At 68.5% G+C, this 17,054-nt stretch carries 13 protein-coding genes and 1 pseudogene; 5 read left to right on the forward strand and 9 right to left on the reverse strand.

The genetic code is table 11. The features are described 5' to 3' along the window. The 5 genes from ABD989_RS01755 to ABD989_RS01775 all read right to left on the reverse strand — a co-directional run bounded on the left by ABD989_RS01755 (position 1) and on the right by ABD989_RS01775 (position 5,706). The gene (locus tag ABD989_RS01755; RefSeq protein WP_246994293.1) at positions 1 to 1,014 is read right to left on the reverse strand and encodes a GmrSD restriction endonuclease domain-containing protein; all 1,014 of its coding nucleotides are present in this window, start codon (positions 1,012 to 1,014) and stop codon (positions 1 to 3) included. A gap of 75 nt (positions 1,015 to 1,089) precedes the next feature. Next, the gene (locus ABD989_RS01760; protein ID WP_345312193.1) at positions 1,090 to 2,781 is read right to left on the reverse strand and encodes an alpha/beta hydrolase; all 1,692 of its coding nucleotides are present in this window, start codon (positions 2,779 to 2,781) and stop codon (positions 1,090 to 1,092) included. Further along, entirely contained in the window at positions 2,778 to 3,059 is a 282-nt protein-coding gene (locus ABD989_RS01765) for a hypothetical protein (RefSeq protein ID WP_345312194.1), read from the reverse strand. Before ABD989_RS01765 ends, ABD989_RS01760 begins: the two co-directional genes overlap by 4 nt. A 144-nt stretch (positions 3,060 to 3,203) precedes the next feature. Then, on the reverse strand, positions 3,204 to 4,691 hold the full coding sequence (locus ABD989_RS01770) for an FAD-dependent oxidoreductase (RefSeq protein ID WP_345312195.1): 1,488 nt from the start codon (positions 4,689 to 4,691) through the stop codon (positions 3,204 to 3,206). A gap of 1 nt (position 4,692) precedes the next feature. Beyond that, the gene (locus tag ABD989_RS01775; RefSeq protein ID WP_246994301.1) at positions 4,693 to 5,706 is read right to left on the reverse strand and encodes an AurF N-oxygenase family protein; all 1,014 of its coding nucleotides are present in this window, start codon (positions 5,704 to 5,706) and stop codon (positions 4,693 to 4,695) included. A gap of 164 nt (positions 5,707 to 5,870) precedes the next feature. On the opposite strand from ABD989_RS01775, the gene ABD989_RS01780 reads away from it, so the two are divergent. After that, a complete protein-coding gene (locus tag ABD989_RS01780) occupies positions 5,871 to 7,574 on the forward strand; it encodes a cation:proton antiporter (protein WP_345312196.1) in 1,704 nt (567 codons plus the stop codon). Here the strand turns inward: ABD989_RS01780 and ABD989_RS01785 are convergent. Together ABD989_RS01785 and ABD989_RS01790 are read right to left on the reverse strand one after the other, a co-directional pair. Then, a complete protein-coding gene (locus ABD989_RS01785) occupies positions 7,571 to 8,800 on the reverse strand; it encodes an MFS transporter (protein ID WP_345312197.1) in 1,230 nt (409 codons plus the stop codon). The two genes, ABD989_RS01780 and ABD989_RS01785, sit on opposite strands and share 4 nt — an antisense overlap. A 29-nt stretch (positions 8,801 to 8,829) precedes the next feature. Further along, complete coding sequence (locus ABD989_RS01790; protein ID WP_345312198.1) at positions 8,830 to 9,705, reverse strand: universal stress protein; 876 nt, start codon at positions 9,703 to 9,705, stop codon at positions 8,830 to 8,832. Positions 9,706 to 9,886: 181 nt separating this feature from the next. Here ABD989_RS01790 and ABD989_RS01795 point away from each other — a divergent pair, with 181 nt between their 5' ends. After that, positions 9,887 to 10,234: a hypothetical protein gene (locus ABD989_RS01795; protein ID WP_345312199.1), complete on the forward strand. Its 348-nt coding sequence runs from the start codon at positions 9,887 to 9,889 to the stop codon at positions 10,232 to 10,234. A gap of 3 nt (positions 10,235 to 10,237) precedes the next feature. Here ABD989_RS01795 and ABD989_RS01800 read toward each other — a convergent pair whose 3' ends face one another. Further along, positions 10,238 to 12,049, reverse strand: a complete 1,812-nt coding sequence (locus ABD989_RS01800; RefSeq protein ID WP_345312200.1) for an HNH endonuclease signature motif containing protein — start codon at positions 12,047 to 12,049, stop codon at positions 10,238 to 10,240. A 179-nt stretch (positions 12,050 to 12,228) separates the two neighbouring features. After that, complete coding sequence (locus ABD989_RS01805) at positions 12,229 to 13,800, reverse strand: dolichyl-phosphate-mannose--protein mannosyltransferase (protein ID WP_345312201.1); 1,572 nt, start codon at positions 13,798 to 13,800, stop codon at positions 12,229 to 12,231. Between the two features lie 33 nt (positions 13,801 to 13,833). On the opposite strand from ABD989_RS01805, the gene rsmI reads away from it, so the two are divergent. The 3 genes and pseudogenes from rsmI (at position 13,834) to ABD989_RS01820 (ending at position 16,996) form a co-directional block, all read left to right on the forward strand. Further along, positions 13,834 to 14,682, forward strand: a complete 849-nt coding sequence (gene rsmI / locus ABD989_RS01810) for a 16S rRNA (cytidine(1402)-2'-O)-methyltransferase (protein WP_345312202.1) — start codon at positions 13,834 to 13,836, stop codon at positions 14,680 to 14,682. Positions 14,683 to 14,853: 171 nt separating this feature from the next. Next, positions 14,854 to 15,919 (forward strand): annotated as a pseudogene (locus tag ABD989_RS01815) (transposase). A 396-nt stretch (positions 15,920 to 16,315) separates the two neighbouring features. Beyond that, a complete protein-coding gene (locus tag ABD989_RS01820; RefSeq protein ID WP_345312203.1) occupies positions 16,316 to 16,996 on the forward strand; it encodes an MspA family porin in 681 nt (226 codons plus the stop codon). Positions 16,997 to 17,054: the final 58 nt, after the last annotated feature.

Below are 17,054 nucleotides of genomic sequence, written 5' to 3' on the forward strand. Positions count from 1 at the left end.
CTACTCGCAGGCGACGCCGTCGCCGTCGCGGTCGAGCTTGCGCGAATAGCCGGGGTCGCCGGCATGCAGCGGTGCCGCACCCGCGGCACGGGCCGCCGAGCAGTTGGCGTAGTAGGCGGAGCCGCCGGAATCGGGAGTTTCGACCAGCGGCTGCGGCCGCGGCTGGGCCGCGGTGCGATCAGTGGTGCGCTCGGACGTGGCCGGTTCCTCGGTGGCCTCCGGCGCATCGCCGCCGCAGTCGGTGAGCAGACGGGTCATCGCGTTCTTCTCGGCCTGGGTCACCCACAGTCGGTAGGCGGCCTTCACCTCGATCTGCCGGGCCACGTAGGTGCAGCGGTAGCTCTTGTTGGGCGGCAGCCACGTCGCGGCGTCGCCGTCGCTCTTGCGCTGATTGGTGGGGCCGTCGACGGCCAGCAGATTCCGCGGATCGTTGGCGAAGTTCGCCCGCTCGTCCGAGGACAGCTGCTGGGCGCCCTTCTGCCAGGCGTCCGACAGCGCGACGACATGATCGATCTGCACCGCGCTGGAGCTGTCCGATCCGCGGACGAACTCGATGGTCTTGCCGGTGTACGGGTCGTTCAGCGTGCCCGACAGCACGACGCAGTCGCGGGTGCCGGCCTTGGTCGCGATCTGGGTCAGGTCGCGCCGCAGGATGTCGTTGCGGGTGTCGCAGCCGTTGTGGCCGTACTCGACGTCGACGTCGTCGCTCCACCGCTGGCCGAACAGGTCGCGCGAGTAGCCGGTCTTGGGTGCGCGTCCCTTCACCGGCAGGTCGGCGAGCGCGGTCAGCGCGGCGGTGGACCGCTCGTCCAGCGGACGGCTGTCGGGAGTGGTCTCCGGGAGGCTCGGGGCAGTGGTCTCCGGCTCGGTGAAGCGCGGCGCCTCGACCGCGGTCGACGTCGAGCTCATGACATCGTCGGCCTGCGCCGAATCGAGCGGCTCACACCCCGCCAACACCACCGTCGCCGCGGCCGCCGCGACTCCCGCAGCGCACCGGCGCAACACCTTCGACATCGAACTCCCACACAGATCCTCGGACAACCACTCCAGTATGTCCGAACTGTCCGACAGTCCGTGCTGCGCTGCTGGTCAGGGCAGGTGTAGAAGCGACTTCAGTGACAACTTCAGCGTGAAGCCGATGAGTCCGGGCAGCGGGCCGTGCAGAGTCTGCTCGACGGCGGCCGCCGCGGGCATGTCCGGCGCACGACCGAGGTAGGGCGTGGGCTCGCGCCCGGCCAGCACCGCCGCCAGGTTGCCGAAAGCGGTGGAACCGGGGTCGTCGAGGTAGGCCGCGTGGGCGTCGGTGCCGAACACCAGGCGGCCGTGACGGGCGCCGTCGGTCGAGTAGAACCCGGAATCCATGCGGTGCACGCCGGGTGCGGTGTCCGGGTCGCCGCCGTGCACCATGCCGCCGAGTTTCTGCGCGTAGTGGATCGGATCGCCCGGCGGTGTCATCGAATAGCGGTGCACGTCGGGATTGGCGTTGCGCCAGGGGCCGTCGCCGACGCCGGTTCCGGCCGACGACGCATAGACGACGTTGTCGGCGCGCAACCCGTACTGCTCGGCGGTTCCGACCACCGAACCGCCGTACGAGTGACCCAGGTAGGTGACCGGGGTGCCCGGTGTCGCGGCGGCGACCTCGTGATCGAGGTCCCGACCGAACGTCACCAACTTCTGGGCGAGCCGGCGCGCGGGACCGGGATCGGCGGCCGAGTCGGTCAGGGCGTCGCGGGGATCGAGCGTGAGCTTCGGGGCGACCTTCTGGGGCAGGTCACCGTCGGCGAAGACGAAGACCGGGGCACCGGAACTGCGCGCCAGATCGAGGGCACGACGCCGCTGGGCTTCGCTGTTGCCGAGATTGGCGCCCGTGCCGGGCACGAACACCCCGACGCCCGGCGACTGGGGCGTCAGTGCGCCGATCTGCTCGATGTACCGGCCGTTGCCGCTGTTGTCGAAAGCGATGAACTGCCGGGGCCCGAGCCGACCGTCGGGGCCCGGCGCCGGGGCGAGGAGTTCCTTGAGATCGGCCACCCGGCCGGGATCGGCCAACAGCGTGTTCAGCATGGCGGTCTCGTAGGCCAAGGCGCGTCGGATGCTGATCCGGTTGGCGGTGATCCGGTCGGTGAAGGCGACGCCGTCGAGGTTGCCGATCACCTGCGGATCGGCGTCGATCAGCACTTGTCTCTCGTTGGGCGACAACGTGTCCCAGAAGTCGCGGCGCGCGTCCTGCGGCAGGGCCTGCAGGGTGGCGATCACCTGGCGCGGCGATGCCCAGCCGCCGAGCGGGTGGGGGATGGACTCCCCGTCGCGGGCGAGGAGGCCGGCCAACTGAGTGAGGCGGAGCCCGAACGTGCCGTCCAGATCGCGCAGGGTGCTCAGCAACGACCGGATGCGGGTGGCGAGATACCCGGCGTCGGCGGTGCGTGACGACGACGGGTGCGTCACGCCGCCGTCGTCGGCCACCGTGAACCCGGCGCCGCGCGCGGTGTCGACCAACTGCAGCAGCAGGGTGCGCGCGGGCACCATCTCCTCCCATGCCTGCCGTCCGGCGGCGGCCGCCGCCTCCACGGTGTGCGCCGTCCGGCGGGTGGTGGCGGACTGTGTGGTGACACGTCGGGTCACCGCGTCGTGGGTCGCGCCGGTCCAGTCGACGGCGCCGGCCACCGAGTTCTGCACCGCGCCCGCGGCGCCGAGCAGTTCGTCGGCCCCGGCCTCCAGCGCCAACACCACCGCGCCGAGCTGATCCAGCGGCCAGCCGCGGACGGCGGCGATGCCGGTCACGGCGTGCTCGCCGCGAGAATCTTCGCGGCGGCCTCGGCGTCGGCGGACTCGGTCAGGTTCGCGAACTGGTGGACGGCCGCGCCCAAACCGTCCACGGCGGCACCGTACCGGTCTGCGGCCGCGTCGGCGGCACGCGTGCACGCGAGCAGGCCGGTGGCACTCGCGCAGTCCGGCGCCGGCGCGAGGCCGCCCGCGAAGGCCAGCGCACTGACGGTCTGGCCGAGTCGACGCCACTGCGCGGCCAGCGCGCGCAACTCATCCGGGGTGAGACTGGTCATCGGGGATCCCGTCGTCGCTGATGGAAGTGGTCCCTTCCATTGACGCGCGTACCGGCGGGAGCGGCGCGGCGCTGTCCACAGCGACGACGACGAACGCCCGAGCTGTGCACAGCTCGGGCGTTCGGGTTCGGTGTCAGCGGCGGGTCAGGCGCCCACCGCCGTGCGACGACGCGGCAGCAGCCCGGCGTCGGCGTCGGCGAGCAGATGGTCCACCGTCTCGCGTGAGTCCGTCTTGTTGGTGCCGATGAAACCGGTGGGACCACGCTTGATCCAGCCGGTCACGTACAGGCCCGGTACCGGTTCCTGATCGACGGTGACGCGGCCGGCCACGTTGGCGACGGTGCCGTTGGCATCGTCGAACGGCAGGTCGGGGATCGGGCGACCCCGATAGCCGATCGCGGTGAACACCAGCGACGCGTCCACGTCCACCGTCTCGTCGGTGCCGGTGCGGACGAACCGCACACCGGTCGCCCGCTCCGCGCCGCGCACTTCCTGCGGCGTGAGGCCGAAGGCCAGGCGGATGAACGGTGCGGCGGGCTGTGGGCGGGCGGCGAGCTCGCGCAGCAGCGCCACCTTCTCCGCGTCCTCGCGGCTGTCGAGGGCAGCGACGTCGACGTCCGTCAGGTCGGCCGGGTCGACCCACACGCGGGCCGGGCCGTCGGCCAGTCCGATGAGTTCGGGCAGCGTGAACGCACCGTGCTCGGGACCGCGACGCCCCACCACCAGCACTTCGCGCACGGTGGATCCGCGCAGGGCGGCGAGGGCCTCGAGCGCGATGTCGGTGTCCGCCAACCGATTCGGGTCGGCGGTCAGGATCCGAGCCACGTCGAGGGCGACGTTGCCATTGCCGATGACCACGGCACGGTCGCCGGTCAGCGCCGGAGCGGCCTCCCGGAAATCCGGGTGCCCGTTGTACCAACCCACCACCGAGGTGGCGCTCTGCACGCCCGGCAGATCGACGCCGGGGATCTCCAGGCGGCGGTCGGTCGGGGCGCCACCGGCCCACAGCACGGCGTCGTAGTCGGCGCGCAACTGCTCCAGTGTGAGGTCGGTGCCGATGTGCGTGTTCAGCAAGATCTGCAGGCGCGGGTGCGCGGCGATCGTGTTGAACAGATCGGCCACACTGCGCGTGGCCTTGTGGTCGGGGGCGACGCCGAAACGGGCCAGACCGAACGGCTCGGACAGGCGCTCGAACATAGTGACCCGGACCTGGGAGTGCTTGAGCAGTTCGTCGGCCGCGTACATGGCCGACGGACCCGAGCCCACGATGGCGATCTCCATCGGATCGGGCAGGCCGTCGAACGCCTTCGGCTTGCCGATCGGCGCCAGCGGCTTGCGCCACAGAGCATCGACCGGGAAACGCGCCACGCTCGGCGGCTGATCGCCGTAATGCTCGGCGTTCACGGCGGTGAAGCGTTCCTGACCCTCGGGGATCCGATGGATCGGGGCGATCGCGCCCACCGGGCAGGCGGTGACGCAGGCGCCGCAGTCGACGCAGGTGCCCGGGTCGATGTAGAGCATTTCCGCGGTCGCGAAATCGGGCTCGTCCGGCGTGGGATGGATGCAGTTCACCGGGCAGGCGTAGACGCAGGAGGCGTCGCCGCAGCACGGCTGCGTGATGACGTGCGGCATATCAGCGCGCGTTGTACGACGGCTCGCTGCGGTAGCGAGAGGAACGGCCGTCGATGCCCAGCGCCTTCCAGATGCGGCGCGAGACGGGGTTCATCAGCCCGCACTGCTCGGCCAGCATCCGGACATCGCCGAAGACGTCGCTCAGGAAGTTCCGCGAATCTTCCGACTTCCAGAACATCTCCTTGAAGACCTGGTCGGGCACGTCGAACTCGCGACGGAACTGCACCGGCGGGCGGGCGATGGCGCCGCAGAGCACGCGCATCACGACGGGCATGGCCATCGACAGCACGAAGCGCGTCGGCGCGCTCCGCGAGGGAATGGTGGTGCGCAGGTGGTGGTGCGCGAACGAGATGTGGCGGGCCTCCTCGGCCACGTGCAGCTCCATCACGGCGGCCATCACCGGGTGCACGTTGGCGCCGGCGCGCAGGAAGTCCTTCTGCAGGTGATCGATCGGCTCTTCGCCGGCGAGTACGCCGAAGAAGAAGACCGTCGGCCAGAAGGTGGAGAACAGCGGGATGATCGGGTCGGCGAGGCGCATGCCGCGTGGCATGCCGGGCACGTCCATGCCCACCCGGTTCACCATCTCCTGGAACATCAGCGTGTGCTGGCACTCTTCCTTAGACTCGTGGGTCACGTAGCGGAAGCGCTTGTCGCCGTTCTTCAGCTTCGACGCGTACTGCAGCAGACCGCGAATCAGGATCGACTCGAACTGCAGGCCCACCTTGGCGACGTTGGCCTGCCGCCACATGCCGATCTGGATCTGCTTCTCTTCCGGCAGCGCCTTGTACCAAGGGTGCTTGCCGACCGGATCCACCTCGGGGTCCAGGATCCAGCGCGGATCGTTCGGCACGATGGCCATCTCCGGGGCGTCCCAGGCGATGTGGATGTACGGGTCGAAGTTCCGATGGACCGAGGCGGCCGAGAGGTCCTCGACGACCTGGTCGTAGTCGATGTCGGTACCGGTCTTGGCGGCAGGCGGCTCGTAGGCGATCGGCCGCGGCTGTGTGCTGGTCATCGTCATTCCCTTTCCTGATCCGCGCAGGGCGCGCGGAATGAGAACGTGTTCACAGCTAACGTTGACATCGCCCACTGATCTTGTCAACGTTCAATGTCACGGTAGCGGGCGGTGGCGTGTGTGGCTTCCGGCTGATTGCGACGACAGATGCGGTGTGCGCCACAATGAGTGCCGTGGATGCCGTCGAGATCGCCGCCGTCGCGGTCCTGTGTGTGCTGGCCATAGCCGCTGCGAATACGCTCGCTCCGCGCCTGCGAGTCGCAGCGCCGCTGCTGCTGGTCGCCGTCGGCGTCGGGGTCAGCTTCCTGCCCCGGGTGCCGGAGATCCGGGTCGACCCGGAACTGATCCTGGTGGGGCTGCTGCCGCCGCTGCTCTATGCGGCGGCGCGCGCCATGCCGGTGATGGACTTCAAGCGGGACTTTCCCGCCATCGGCGCGCTGTCGATCGTCCTGGTGATCGTCTCCGCGTTGCTCCTCGGTCTCTTCTTCGACGCGATCCTGCCCAATGTGGACTACCCGCTCGGTGTGGCGCTCGGCGCCATCCTCAGCCCGACGGATGCGGTGGCCACCGGCACGATCAAACGGATGGGCGCGCCCAACCGGATCGTGACGGTGCTGTCCGGGGAGAGCCTGTTCAACGACGCCAGCTCCCTGGTGGTGCTGCGCGCGGCGATCGCCGCCACCGGCGCGAGCATCTCCTTCGCCGGCGTCGCGGTGAACTTCCTGTGGTCCCTGATCGGCGCGGTCGCGGTGGGTGCAGCGATGGGTTGGTTGTTCAGCCGACTGCGGGCGCGCATTCCGGTGCCTGCCGTCGCTACCGCGATCTCCTTCACCATCCCGTACGTGGCGTACGTGCCCGCCGAACTGATCGGGTCGTCGGGCCTGGTCGCCGCGGTGGCCGCGGGTCTGGTGACCGGCCGGACGGCGGTGCGGCACCTGTCGGCCGCGCACCGGCAGTCCGATGTGCAGAACTGGCGGATGGTCGAGGTGATCCTGGAGGGCGGCGTCTTCCTCCTGATGGGGCTCGAGCTCAACACCCTGCTGGTGGAGGTGCGCGAGTCGCACGACACCTGGCTGCATGCGCTCTGGCCCGCGGCGGTGGCGCTGGTGCTGTCCCTGCTGATCCGCTGGGCGTTCGTGGCGCCGCTGGTGTGGTGGCTCGGCCGTCGAGCCCGACGCGTCATCGCCAGCGAGCCCGCGCTCTCAGCGCTGCGGGAAGAGCTGCCCACCGATCAGATCGACGGCGACGCCGTGGGGCAGCGGCTGCGCCTGCACCTGGATCGGCGCCTGGCGGACATCGACTACTACCGGGCCGAGGCGATGGGCTCGCGCGAAGGTCTCGTGGTGGTGTGGGGTGGCCTGCGCGGTGCGGTCACGCTCGCGGCAGCGCAGACCCTGCCGATCGATACGCCGTACCGATCCTTGCTGGTGCTGGTGGCCTTCTTCGTCGCCGCGCTGTCGCTGACCCTGCAGGGCGGACTGATGGGCCCGGTGCTGAGCATGCTCAAGCTGCCGGACCAGAGCGCCGACATCCGGGCGGAACGCAAGCGGTTGCGCGGGGAGATGCTCGACGTGGCGCAGCGGACGCTCGCCGATCCGGCGGTGATCGGCACCGACCCGACACTCGCCGAGCAGGCACGAGCGATCCGCGAACTGGAGAATCCCGACGTCGACGAGGACGACTCGGAGATCGACGCACTGGATCGGCGCCTGCAGACCTCGCGTGAGCTGCGCCGCGTACGACGGCACGTGATCGACGAGCAGCGTCGTATGTTGCTGGCCTTCCGTGACCGTGGCACCTACAGCTCCGGCGCCCTCACCGACGAACTGGCCAAACTCGATGCGCAGGAACTGAGCCTGCAGAGCTAATCGAGCGTCTCGACGGGTACCGCGTCGTCCGGGGCGGTGACGTGCCCGGACGGATTGGTCTCGCGCGCGGGCAGCCACAGCACGAAGGCGACGACCACCACGAGGCCGGTGAGCAGGAAGGCCGGGCCGTAGCCGAAAGCGGTGGCGACGGCACCGGCGGCGAGCGGACCGATCACGGCGCCGAGGTCGGAGGCCATACCGTAGGCGGCCAGCGCCGAGCCGCCGCGTTGCGAGGTGCCGAGGACGTCGCCGAGAGCGGCCTGATGGGTGGGGGCGAACAGACCCGAGCCGATGCCGGCGATGGTGGTCAGGGCGACGGCCACCGCGAGGTTGGGGGAGTAGCCGAGCGTGAGGGTCGACGCCGCGGCGATCGCCAATCCGGGCAGCAGAATCGGGCGACGACCGTAGGTGTCGGAGAGTCGGCCGGCCACCAGGATGGCGATCATGTTGCCGCCGGCGTAGAAGGCCAGGATCACGCCGGCCCAGGCGTCGGATTCGCCGAGGCCCTGGGTGATGAACAGCGGCACCAGGGCGATGCGGACGCCCATCGACGCCCAGCCCTGCGCGAAGTTGGAGGCGAGGACGGCGCGGTAGGCGCTGTCCCGGCAGGCCGTCGCGAAGGTCACCGTCTCGACGGTCTTGGGCGCACCGCCCGCGCCGTCGACCGCGTGGGCGGGGACCGCGGGCATGAAGAACGCCACCCCGAGCGCCGCGATCACCAGGGCGATCGCGTAGACCACGAAGGGGAGTTTGAGGCCGCCGCCGATCAGTGCGGCACCGATCAGCGGGCCGGTGAGGTTACCGATCAGGAAGCCGGCGGAGAAGTAGCCGGAGGCGCGGCCGCGGATCTGCGGCGGGGCGAGCCGGATCAACAGGGCCATCGCCGAGACGGTGAACATCGTGGAACCGATGCCGCCCGCGGCGCGGAAGACCAGAAGTTGCCAGTACGACGCGGCGAACGCGCACGCCAGGGTGCTGGCGGCGACGATGATCAGGCCGGTCAGATAGATGCGGCGCTCACCGAGCACCGTGACCAGGCGGCCGGTCGCCGGAGCGAAGGCCAAGCGCATCACGGCGAATGCGGAGATCACCGCCGACACTGCCGTCACCGACACCCCGAAGGTGCTGGCGAAGATCGGCAGTGCCGGCGCGATCAGTCCGTAGCCGAGCGCGATGACGACATTGGCCGCCAGAAGAACCCACAGACCGCGGGGGAGATGCTTCATGCCGCGGAATCAGGCCGTACTCGAGCCGATCAGTGCGACTGCGAACGCACGATCATCACTGGCACCTTGGCGTGGTGCAGCACCTTCTGGCTGCGCGAGCCGAGGAGCAGGCCGGTGAAGCCGCCGCGGCCGCGGCTGCCCATGACGATCAGCGACGCGGTGTCGCCCGCGGTCTCCAGGATGGCCTTGCCCGGCTCCTCGGGGATCACCACACGCTTGACCTGTACGTCCGGGTGATCGGTGGAGTAACCGGCCATACGCTCGGCCACCGCGCCGACAGCCTGCTCGCTCATCTGCTCGATCTCGTCGGCGCTCAGACCGAAGCCGTGCAGGGCGTCGGCGTCGAGCGGGGTCCACGTGTGGACCGCGATGAGTTCGGCGTTGCGCAGGTCGGCCTGGCGGTAGGCCTCGGCCACGGCCGGGTCGCTGACCTTGGAGTCGTCGACGCCGACCACTACGGGGCCGTCGCCGATGATGGCCTCGGGCGGCACGATGACCACCTTGCTCTTGGCGTGGGCGGCGACGCTGGTGCTGACCGAGCCCAGGAACAGGCCCTTCAGGCCACCGAGGCCGCGGCTGCCCAGGACGACCATCTCGGCGTCCTCGCTGAAGTCGATCATCACGTGCGCGGCGTCGCCCTCGGCGATGGAGCCGTGGATGGTGATACCGGGAGCGGCTTCCTCAGCGACCTTGGCCGCGTCCTGCACGTATTTGCTGACCTCGCCGCGGATCGCGTCGATCACGTCCTGCGGGATCACCAGGCCGGGCGCGTAATCGCTGGTCGTGGTGGTGTAGGCCGAGACGATTTTGAGGTCGGCGCCTTCGAGCTTCGCTTCTTGCGCCGCCCAGCGCACTGCGTTGACTGCTTCGGCCGATCCGTCGACACCGACAAGAACCACGCTCATCGTGAAACCCACATCCTCGCTCGCTACGGCCCGGACGCACGGAGTGCGCATCCGTATTTTCAAGCCTCACCACTATTCTGTCGTACCGCCCACCCGGATGCACGGCGGGTGGGGACTTTAGGCCCCGGTCTGCTTCGACACACCTCGGCTCGGCCGAAAAACCGTCGGTATCCTGGTTGTTATGAGCATCGAATCGCAGCATGAGCTGCCGCAGCAGTCACCCGGCGGCGAGCTGGAGCCGGAGATGCCGCGCGTCGAGCTTCGCCAGGCGATCCTGCACGTGGTGATCACCGTCGGCATCGCCGCATTGTTCGTGGCCGGCTCGGCCGTCACCTCCGGCGCCTGGTTCAAGGTGCTGATCCTGGGGTCGGCGGCGGTGATCTTCCTCGGTGCCGTCGTGCTCGGGGTGCGCGCCTTCCGTAGCCAGCGCAGCGGTGGTCGCTGGCAGGTCTACCAGGGCGGCATGTGGGCCCTGCTCCTCATCTTCCTGCTCTGGGTCTTCGGCGCCATCGGCGCAGCGATGGCCTGACCGTCAGAACGGCGGTTCGCCGATCGCCCGTTTCGCCTCGTAGTCGTCCCAGGCCGCGGCTTCTTCGGCGGCCTGCCGTCGTGCCTGGCCGACGGCGCGTTGTTCGTAGTTGGCCTTCCGCTCGGCCCGCCGCCGCGCATGCTTGGCCGCCGTGCGCGTCTGCGATCGTTCCGGAGCCTGGTCGACGGTGCTCGCCGCGGATCCCGTCGCGGACTGCTGCGCGAGCTGGTGACGACACCGCAGATCGGCCAGTTGCGGGAACAGCCACTGGTTGGGCGCAAGCAACTCGACGGTGATGCCGCCCGGCGTCGTCACGCTGGCGTGGTACCGCCCGTCGTCGTCGATCCAGAGGTCGTCGAGGAAGCCGGTCAGATGGGTTTTCATCAGATGATGGAAGCGACACTTCGGCAATAGATTGCAAATGCACGTGGGTCCGCCGTTGCTCGGGCAGATGTTGTCGAACTCGGCGACATGGTCCAGATCGCACGCGAAAGCCGCGCGCTCGCAGCCGGGGATGGAACAGGTGCCCCAGAGGAAGCGTGCGACGAGGTCGGTGAGCAGGTTCGGCCGGTAGGGGTCGCTCGGCAGCGCGGTTTTCGCGATCAGGAAGCGCGGCGGGGAGACGCCGTCGGCCGCTTGGGTGTCGGATCCGGCGTCGGATGCGCTTGCGGCCGCGCCGTTTTCGTCGATTTCCGGGTCGGGGCGTGGGTCATCGGCCCGGCACTCGTCCGGGCTGTCGGGGCGGGGTCCTTTTCGGTGGACGGCCGCTTCGTCGAGGTCATTGTCGCTTTGTGCTTCGGGTTCGAGCAGATCGTTCAGGTCGTGCTGGTGGATCACCGAGTCGTCGCGCTCGGCGATCTGCCGGACGTGGTCGCCGGAGATCGGCCCGTAGCCGTCGAGGTAGCCGCACTGATCGCCACCGTCGAGGGTGGTGGCGTCGCAGAGGACGTGTACGACGATCCGCGCCGCCCGGGCATCGAGTTCCACGTCAGTGATCTGCGCAGTGCAGCCGTCGCTGTCGCACTGACAGGTGAACGGGGTGCGCTGCAGGAGCGCGATGGCCGCGTCGGAGCGTGCCTGCGCCTTGGTCCGTGGATCTTCCGGGCAGAGGCCGGCGATGACGGCGTCGAGCAGCTGTCGGACCAGGCGCACGTCTTCGGCGGTGGCCGTGATGGAGATCTGCGCCATCCCGCCGTCCAGAGCCTGGAAACCCACGTTGCGCGACGCCTTGGCCCGGTCGCGGTCGAGTTTCTCGGCGTCGGGGTCGTACTCGGCGACGAGTCGGCGGGCCATGTGGCCGGTTTTGGTGATGGACATCGACGACACTCCGCCGCGCAGGCCCATGATCTGCAGTGCCAGGGTCTGGTCGATGAGGGCCATGGTCTCGTCGTCGCGGACCAGTTGGGTCTCAGCGACGATCCGATGGAACCGGGCGCGGTCGATCAGCCCCAGCCGCATGGTGGAGAACACCGCCGGAAGGCGGTCGCGGGCGCACACGGCGTCGTCGAGCAACGAGCGTGCGAAGTGGTCGGTGCTGTCCAGACTCATCTGCAACTCCAGGGCAGTCTGGGCCTCCAGATCGAGGATCGACCGCTGCGTCACCGCGACGTTCTTACTGACCGCTTGGGCATGGTCGAACATCGACAGGGCGAACTGGAACAGCCGCCAGTCGAGGTAACAGTGGCCGTTCTTGATCGCGTGGACGGCCTCGGCGAGATCGCCGGTCGACAGCTCTGCGAGCGAAACACTGGACGAGGGCATGCCGACGGAAGCCAAGTCCGCCTTCGGCCAGGCGGAAGCGGCGAGCTTCGTCATGCCTACTCACCTCCCCAAGCGAGTCAGCCACACCGATCGATCTGGTGTGCTAACTCCACGTTACGCTGATCTACCAAATAGAACAAGCATTCGAGGAGATTTATTTCAAAGAATTTCTGAAGGCAGAAGAAGGCCGCTGACCAGGGCTTTCGTCCGCAAGGGCGCGGTGACGCTGCGGGTCAGGTCCAGCTGGGCAGCCAGAGCTGCATGTTCCACAGGTCGTTGCTGATCGGCACGCCGGTGAGGATTGGCCAGTGGAAGGCGAAGTTGGTCACCACGAGTCCGACGTAGAGCGCCACCCCGAGGACGGCGATCAGCCGCGTCGTCGACAATCGATCTCTTCCCGCACTGGAGAGGACGTCCCCGCAAACCAGCGCCAAGCCCATCACCAGGAACGGCGCCATCGCGGTGGCGTAGAAGAAGTACATCTGGCGGTCGATCGAGAAGAACCAGGGGAGGATGGCGGCGCCGTAGCCGACGAGGACGGCGGCGTAGCGCCAGTCCCGGCGGAAGATGGTGCGCCACAGCGCCCACACCAGCATGGGCAGGGCCAGCCACCACAGGGCGGGCGTGCCGATGAGCATCTGGGCGCGAATGCAGTCGCCGCCGCCGCACTGATCGGGGCCGTAGGAGATCGCGTAGAGCATGGGACGCAGCGCCATCGGCCACGTCCACGGCTTGGACTCCCACGGGTGGTGATTGCCCGCGGCGTTGGTGAGGCCGGAGTGGAACTCGAGGATCCCGGTCTCGTAATACCAGAACGAACGAATCGCGGCCGGCACCCACGAGAAGGTGCCGTCGACGCCCACCTCGGTGCCGACCACGTAGCGGTACACCGAGGTCTCCGCGCGGAACCACACCGCGAAGAAGGCGAGGTACATCGTCACCGGCAGCACCGCCAGCGAGGCCCCCGACGGAACCAGATCGCGCGCCAGGACGCCCTTGTACGGCTTGCGCACGTGGTAGGCCTTGCGAGCGGCCAGGTCGAACCCGAGGGACATCAGGGTGAAGAAGACGACGAAGTACATGCCCGACCATTTGGTGCCGCAGGCCAGACCCAACATCACGCCGGCGGTGAAGCGGTACCAGCGGAAGCCCAGCCGGGGTCCGAGCGGGCTCAGGTGCATGCGGCCCTCGACGTAGGCGCGGTGCATGCGGGCGCGCATCTGGTCGCGGTCGGCGATGAGGGCGGCGAAGGCGAGCACCACGAAGAGCGCCTGGAAGATGTCGAGCATGCCCATGCGGGACTGCACGAACAGCACGCCGTCGCAGATGGCGAAGATGCCGGCCAGCGCCCCGATCAACGTGGACCGCGACATCCGGCGCACGGTCAGATAGATCGCCAGGACGATGATGACGCCGGAGACGGCGGCGGTGAATCGCCAGCCCATCGGCCCGTAGCCGAACATCGCCTCGCCGATCGCCAGCATCCATTTGCCGACGGGCGGGTGCACCACCAGGCCGTACGCGGGATTGTCCTCGATCCAGCCGCCGCCGGTCAGCGCCTGCCAGCCCTGCGGCACGTAATGCTTCTCGTCGAAGACGGGCGTGCCGTCGTCGGTCGGATGGGTGAGGTCCCAGAAGCGCGTCACGATCGCGATCAGGGTCAGCACGACGCCGACGATGAAGCCGCGTCGACGGTCGGTCGCGCCGAAGATCGGCTCGGGAATCTCCGGGCCGGGAGCGGTGCCGAGGTCCTCGGTGCGCGCGCGGGGTGCGACGGTGGCGCGATCGAGGACGGCTGGACTCACCTGGCCGATGGTAGAGGAAGGTAGGTTGGCCAGGTGACTGGAGCACTCGTCTTAGCCGGTACGCCGATGGGACAGCCCGGCGACGCCTCCCCGCGACTGCGGGAGGCCTTGGCGTCCGCGGACATCGTGGCCGCCGAGGACACGCGGCGGGCCCGCGGCTTGGCGTCGTCGTTGGACGTGACGATCGGCGGAAAGCTGGTCAGCTACTACGACCACGTCGAAGCCCAGCGCGCGCCGCAATTGGTGGAGGCGATCGCCGACGGCGCCACCGTTCTGCTGATCACCGATGCGGGCATGCCGTCGGTGAGCGACCCCGGTTATCGACTCGTCGCCGCCTGCGCGGCCGCCGACCTGCGCGTGACCTGTCTGCCCGGCCCGTCCGCGGTGACCACCGCGCTGGCGCTGTCGGCGCTGCCTTCGGAGCGGTTCTGCTTCGACGGCTTCGCTCCGCGCAAGCCCGGCGCTCGCCACGACTGGCTGGCGTCGCTGCGCACCGAGCCGCGCACCGTGGTCTTCTTCGAATCACCGCACCGGCTGGCCCAGACCTTGGCCGACGCCGCGCAGGTGCTGGGCGACGACCGGTCGGCGGCGGTGTGCCGCGAACTGACCAAGACCTACGAAGAGGTCAAGCGCGGCGGTCTCGGCGAGCTGGCTCGGTGGGCCGCCGACGGCGTCAAGGGCGAGATCACGGTGGTCGTCGCCGGCGCTTCGGCGATCGACGACGAAGCGGACCTCGAGTCGGTGGTGGCCGCGGCCGAGAGGCTGGCCGACGCTGGCAGTCGTCTCAAGGATGCGTGCGAGCAGGCGGCGGCGGGGACGCCGTTCAGTCGCCGCGAGGTCTACGAAGCGGTACTGGCCGCCCGCCGCGCGGCCGACAACTGATCGCGCAGTCGTCGGCTCGACTTCCTCGGAACGGATGAAGCCGCGGCTAGCCTGGATCTTTCATCGGTGAATTCGAATCGCCAGGCCTAAAGCATGAAGAAAGGTGCTCTCACCTGCGATAATCGTTCTTGCGACAGCACGATTACGTCAGAGCGAAGGAGCACCTTTCTGGTGAACAACTCTACCGTGTTCTATCCACACATCCACGCCACCGGCGACGGCGAGAACCTCGTGTCCCACGCCGGAACTGTCCTGTTGACCCGGACCGTCGAGGCCAGCAGCCTGGCAGCCGAGGTATCGACCGCACTGGCGCCGTGGCGCACACCGTTGGCGACGCATGATCCGGGCAAGATCATCGCCGACCTCGCCGTCGCGTTGGTCGCCGGCGGCGACTGTCTCGCCGACATCGCGACCATCCGCGAACGCCCCGATACCTTCGGCCACGTCGCCTCGGACCCGACGGTGTCCCGCCTGATCTCCACCCTGGCCAAGTCGCCGATCCAGGCGCTGTCGGCGATCGCCGCCGCGCGAGCGGCGACCCGGGCACGCGTGTGGTCGCTGGCCGGCACCGCCGCGCCGAACCATGCCATCTCAGCGAAGAAGCCACTGGTCATCGACCTCGACGCGACCCTGGTCACCGCGCACTCCGACAAGCAATCGGCTGCAGGAAATTACAAGGGAGGCTACGGATTCCATCCGATGACCGCGTTCATCGACCACGGGCCCGGCGGCGCCGGGGAAGCCGGAACGATCCTGCTACGGCCAGGCAATGCCCGTGGTCGTGCGGCGAGAGAAACCGCATCCGGGTGCGCAACTGCGGATCACCGACCGCAACGGGTGGCGGCTGACCGCATTCGCTACGAACACCAAGCTCGGGCAGCTCGCGGATCTGGAACTGCGGCATCGCCGCCGTGCGCGGTGCGAGGATCGGATCCGGCAGAGCAAGGATTGTGGCCTGCTGAATCTGCCGCTGTTCTCGTTCGCGCAGAACCAGGTATGGACTGCGATCGTCGCGCTGGCATTCGACCTGAACGCGTGGATGCAGATGCTGGCGTTGACCAGCACGAACGCCCGAACCTGGGAGTTGAAGACATTGCGTCTGCGGTTGTTCGCGATCGCGGCCAGGATCGCTCGCCACGCCCGTCAACGACGCCTGCGGTTCGATGCCCACGCCAAGCACACCAGGCTGCTCATCGCTGGGCTTCATCGGCTCGACGCATTCACCAACACCAGCTGACCACCAGTTCCCGCTGGTATCCGAACGACCTGAAAGACACCCTCCGGGCCCGTGAAACCCGGCCGCGATCCGGCGGCATCCGGCCAGCCTGTCGTACCCGACCTGCATAATCTGCTCCGCCGCAATCAATCCGAACCGCTCAGGCCGGGAGAAAACCACGACGAAAGATTGAGGCTAGGAGAACGTGTGGCCTGAGAATATGGCGAAACTTCCCCGTCGCATTTGTCGAATCATCTCCGTGGGTGTCCAATATGCCTCGGGGGAAGAATCCTCCCACTATCGGCAACTCGAAGCCGAGACCACTCCACAGGGAGTATCGGCAGGGTTGGGGGAAGCGTTACATCGGGGGATTGTGGTCCTTCGGTGTCCGCATGGACTACAAGGGGGCTCGTCTCGATGAGGCGTATCACCAGACTTCTACTGCTCACCGTTCTCGCTGCGTTCACGTTGGCGGGATCATTGCTCGCCGGACCGGCGGACGCGAAGACCCATCACACGCGTGAAGGCGTCGACATCACGCTGACCGCCTCGAAGCTCAAGGCGAAGAAGATTCCGGCACTGGACGCCTCGCCGCTGTCGGGCGAAGCGCTGCTGTCCTCGGACGTGCACGCAGCACTCAAGGGCATCGACGGCAAGACCGTCCGTGCAACGGTCGAGGTCGGCTACAAGATCGGCTACCCGGTCTCGGTCGCGCCCTCGGGCGTGAATGTCGCCGCACACACGCCCGAGCTGAAGCTGACCGGCGGCCTCAACGCCAAGGTCGCACCCGAGGTCACCATCTCCGGCAGCGGCGGCGGCGCCAAGCTCGGCGAGATCGGCGCAGAGCTCGGTGCCGAAGCGACCGTTATCCCGGCCGCGGACCTCGAGTTCGAGGTCGGCGCGGGCAAGATCACCACCGTCACACTCGCCGACATCGCGCTGACCCAGCCCGTCGCCGACATCGTCCTGTCCGGTGTCGAGCTGAACGTGTCCAACGCTCTCGGACCGATCTCGGTGCGACCGTTCGCCAAGATTAGCGTCACGACTGATACCGGTGTGTACGTGTACTACGACCACGGCCCCAACAGCCGCATCTGAGTAGGGGATCCGCGATGTATGTACATTTCGATCGTGCTAGAAGAGAGCACGGACTACT

This window comes from Gordonia alkaliphila (genome assembly GCF_039542465.1).
Taxonomy (GTDB): domain Bacteria; phylum Actinomycetota; class Actinomycetes; order Mycobacteriales; family Mycobacteriaceae; genus Gordonia; species Gordonia alkaliphila.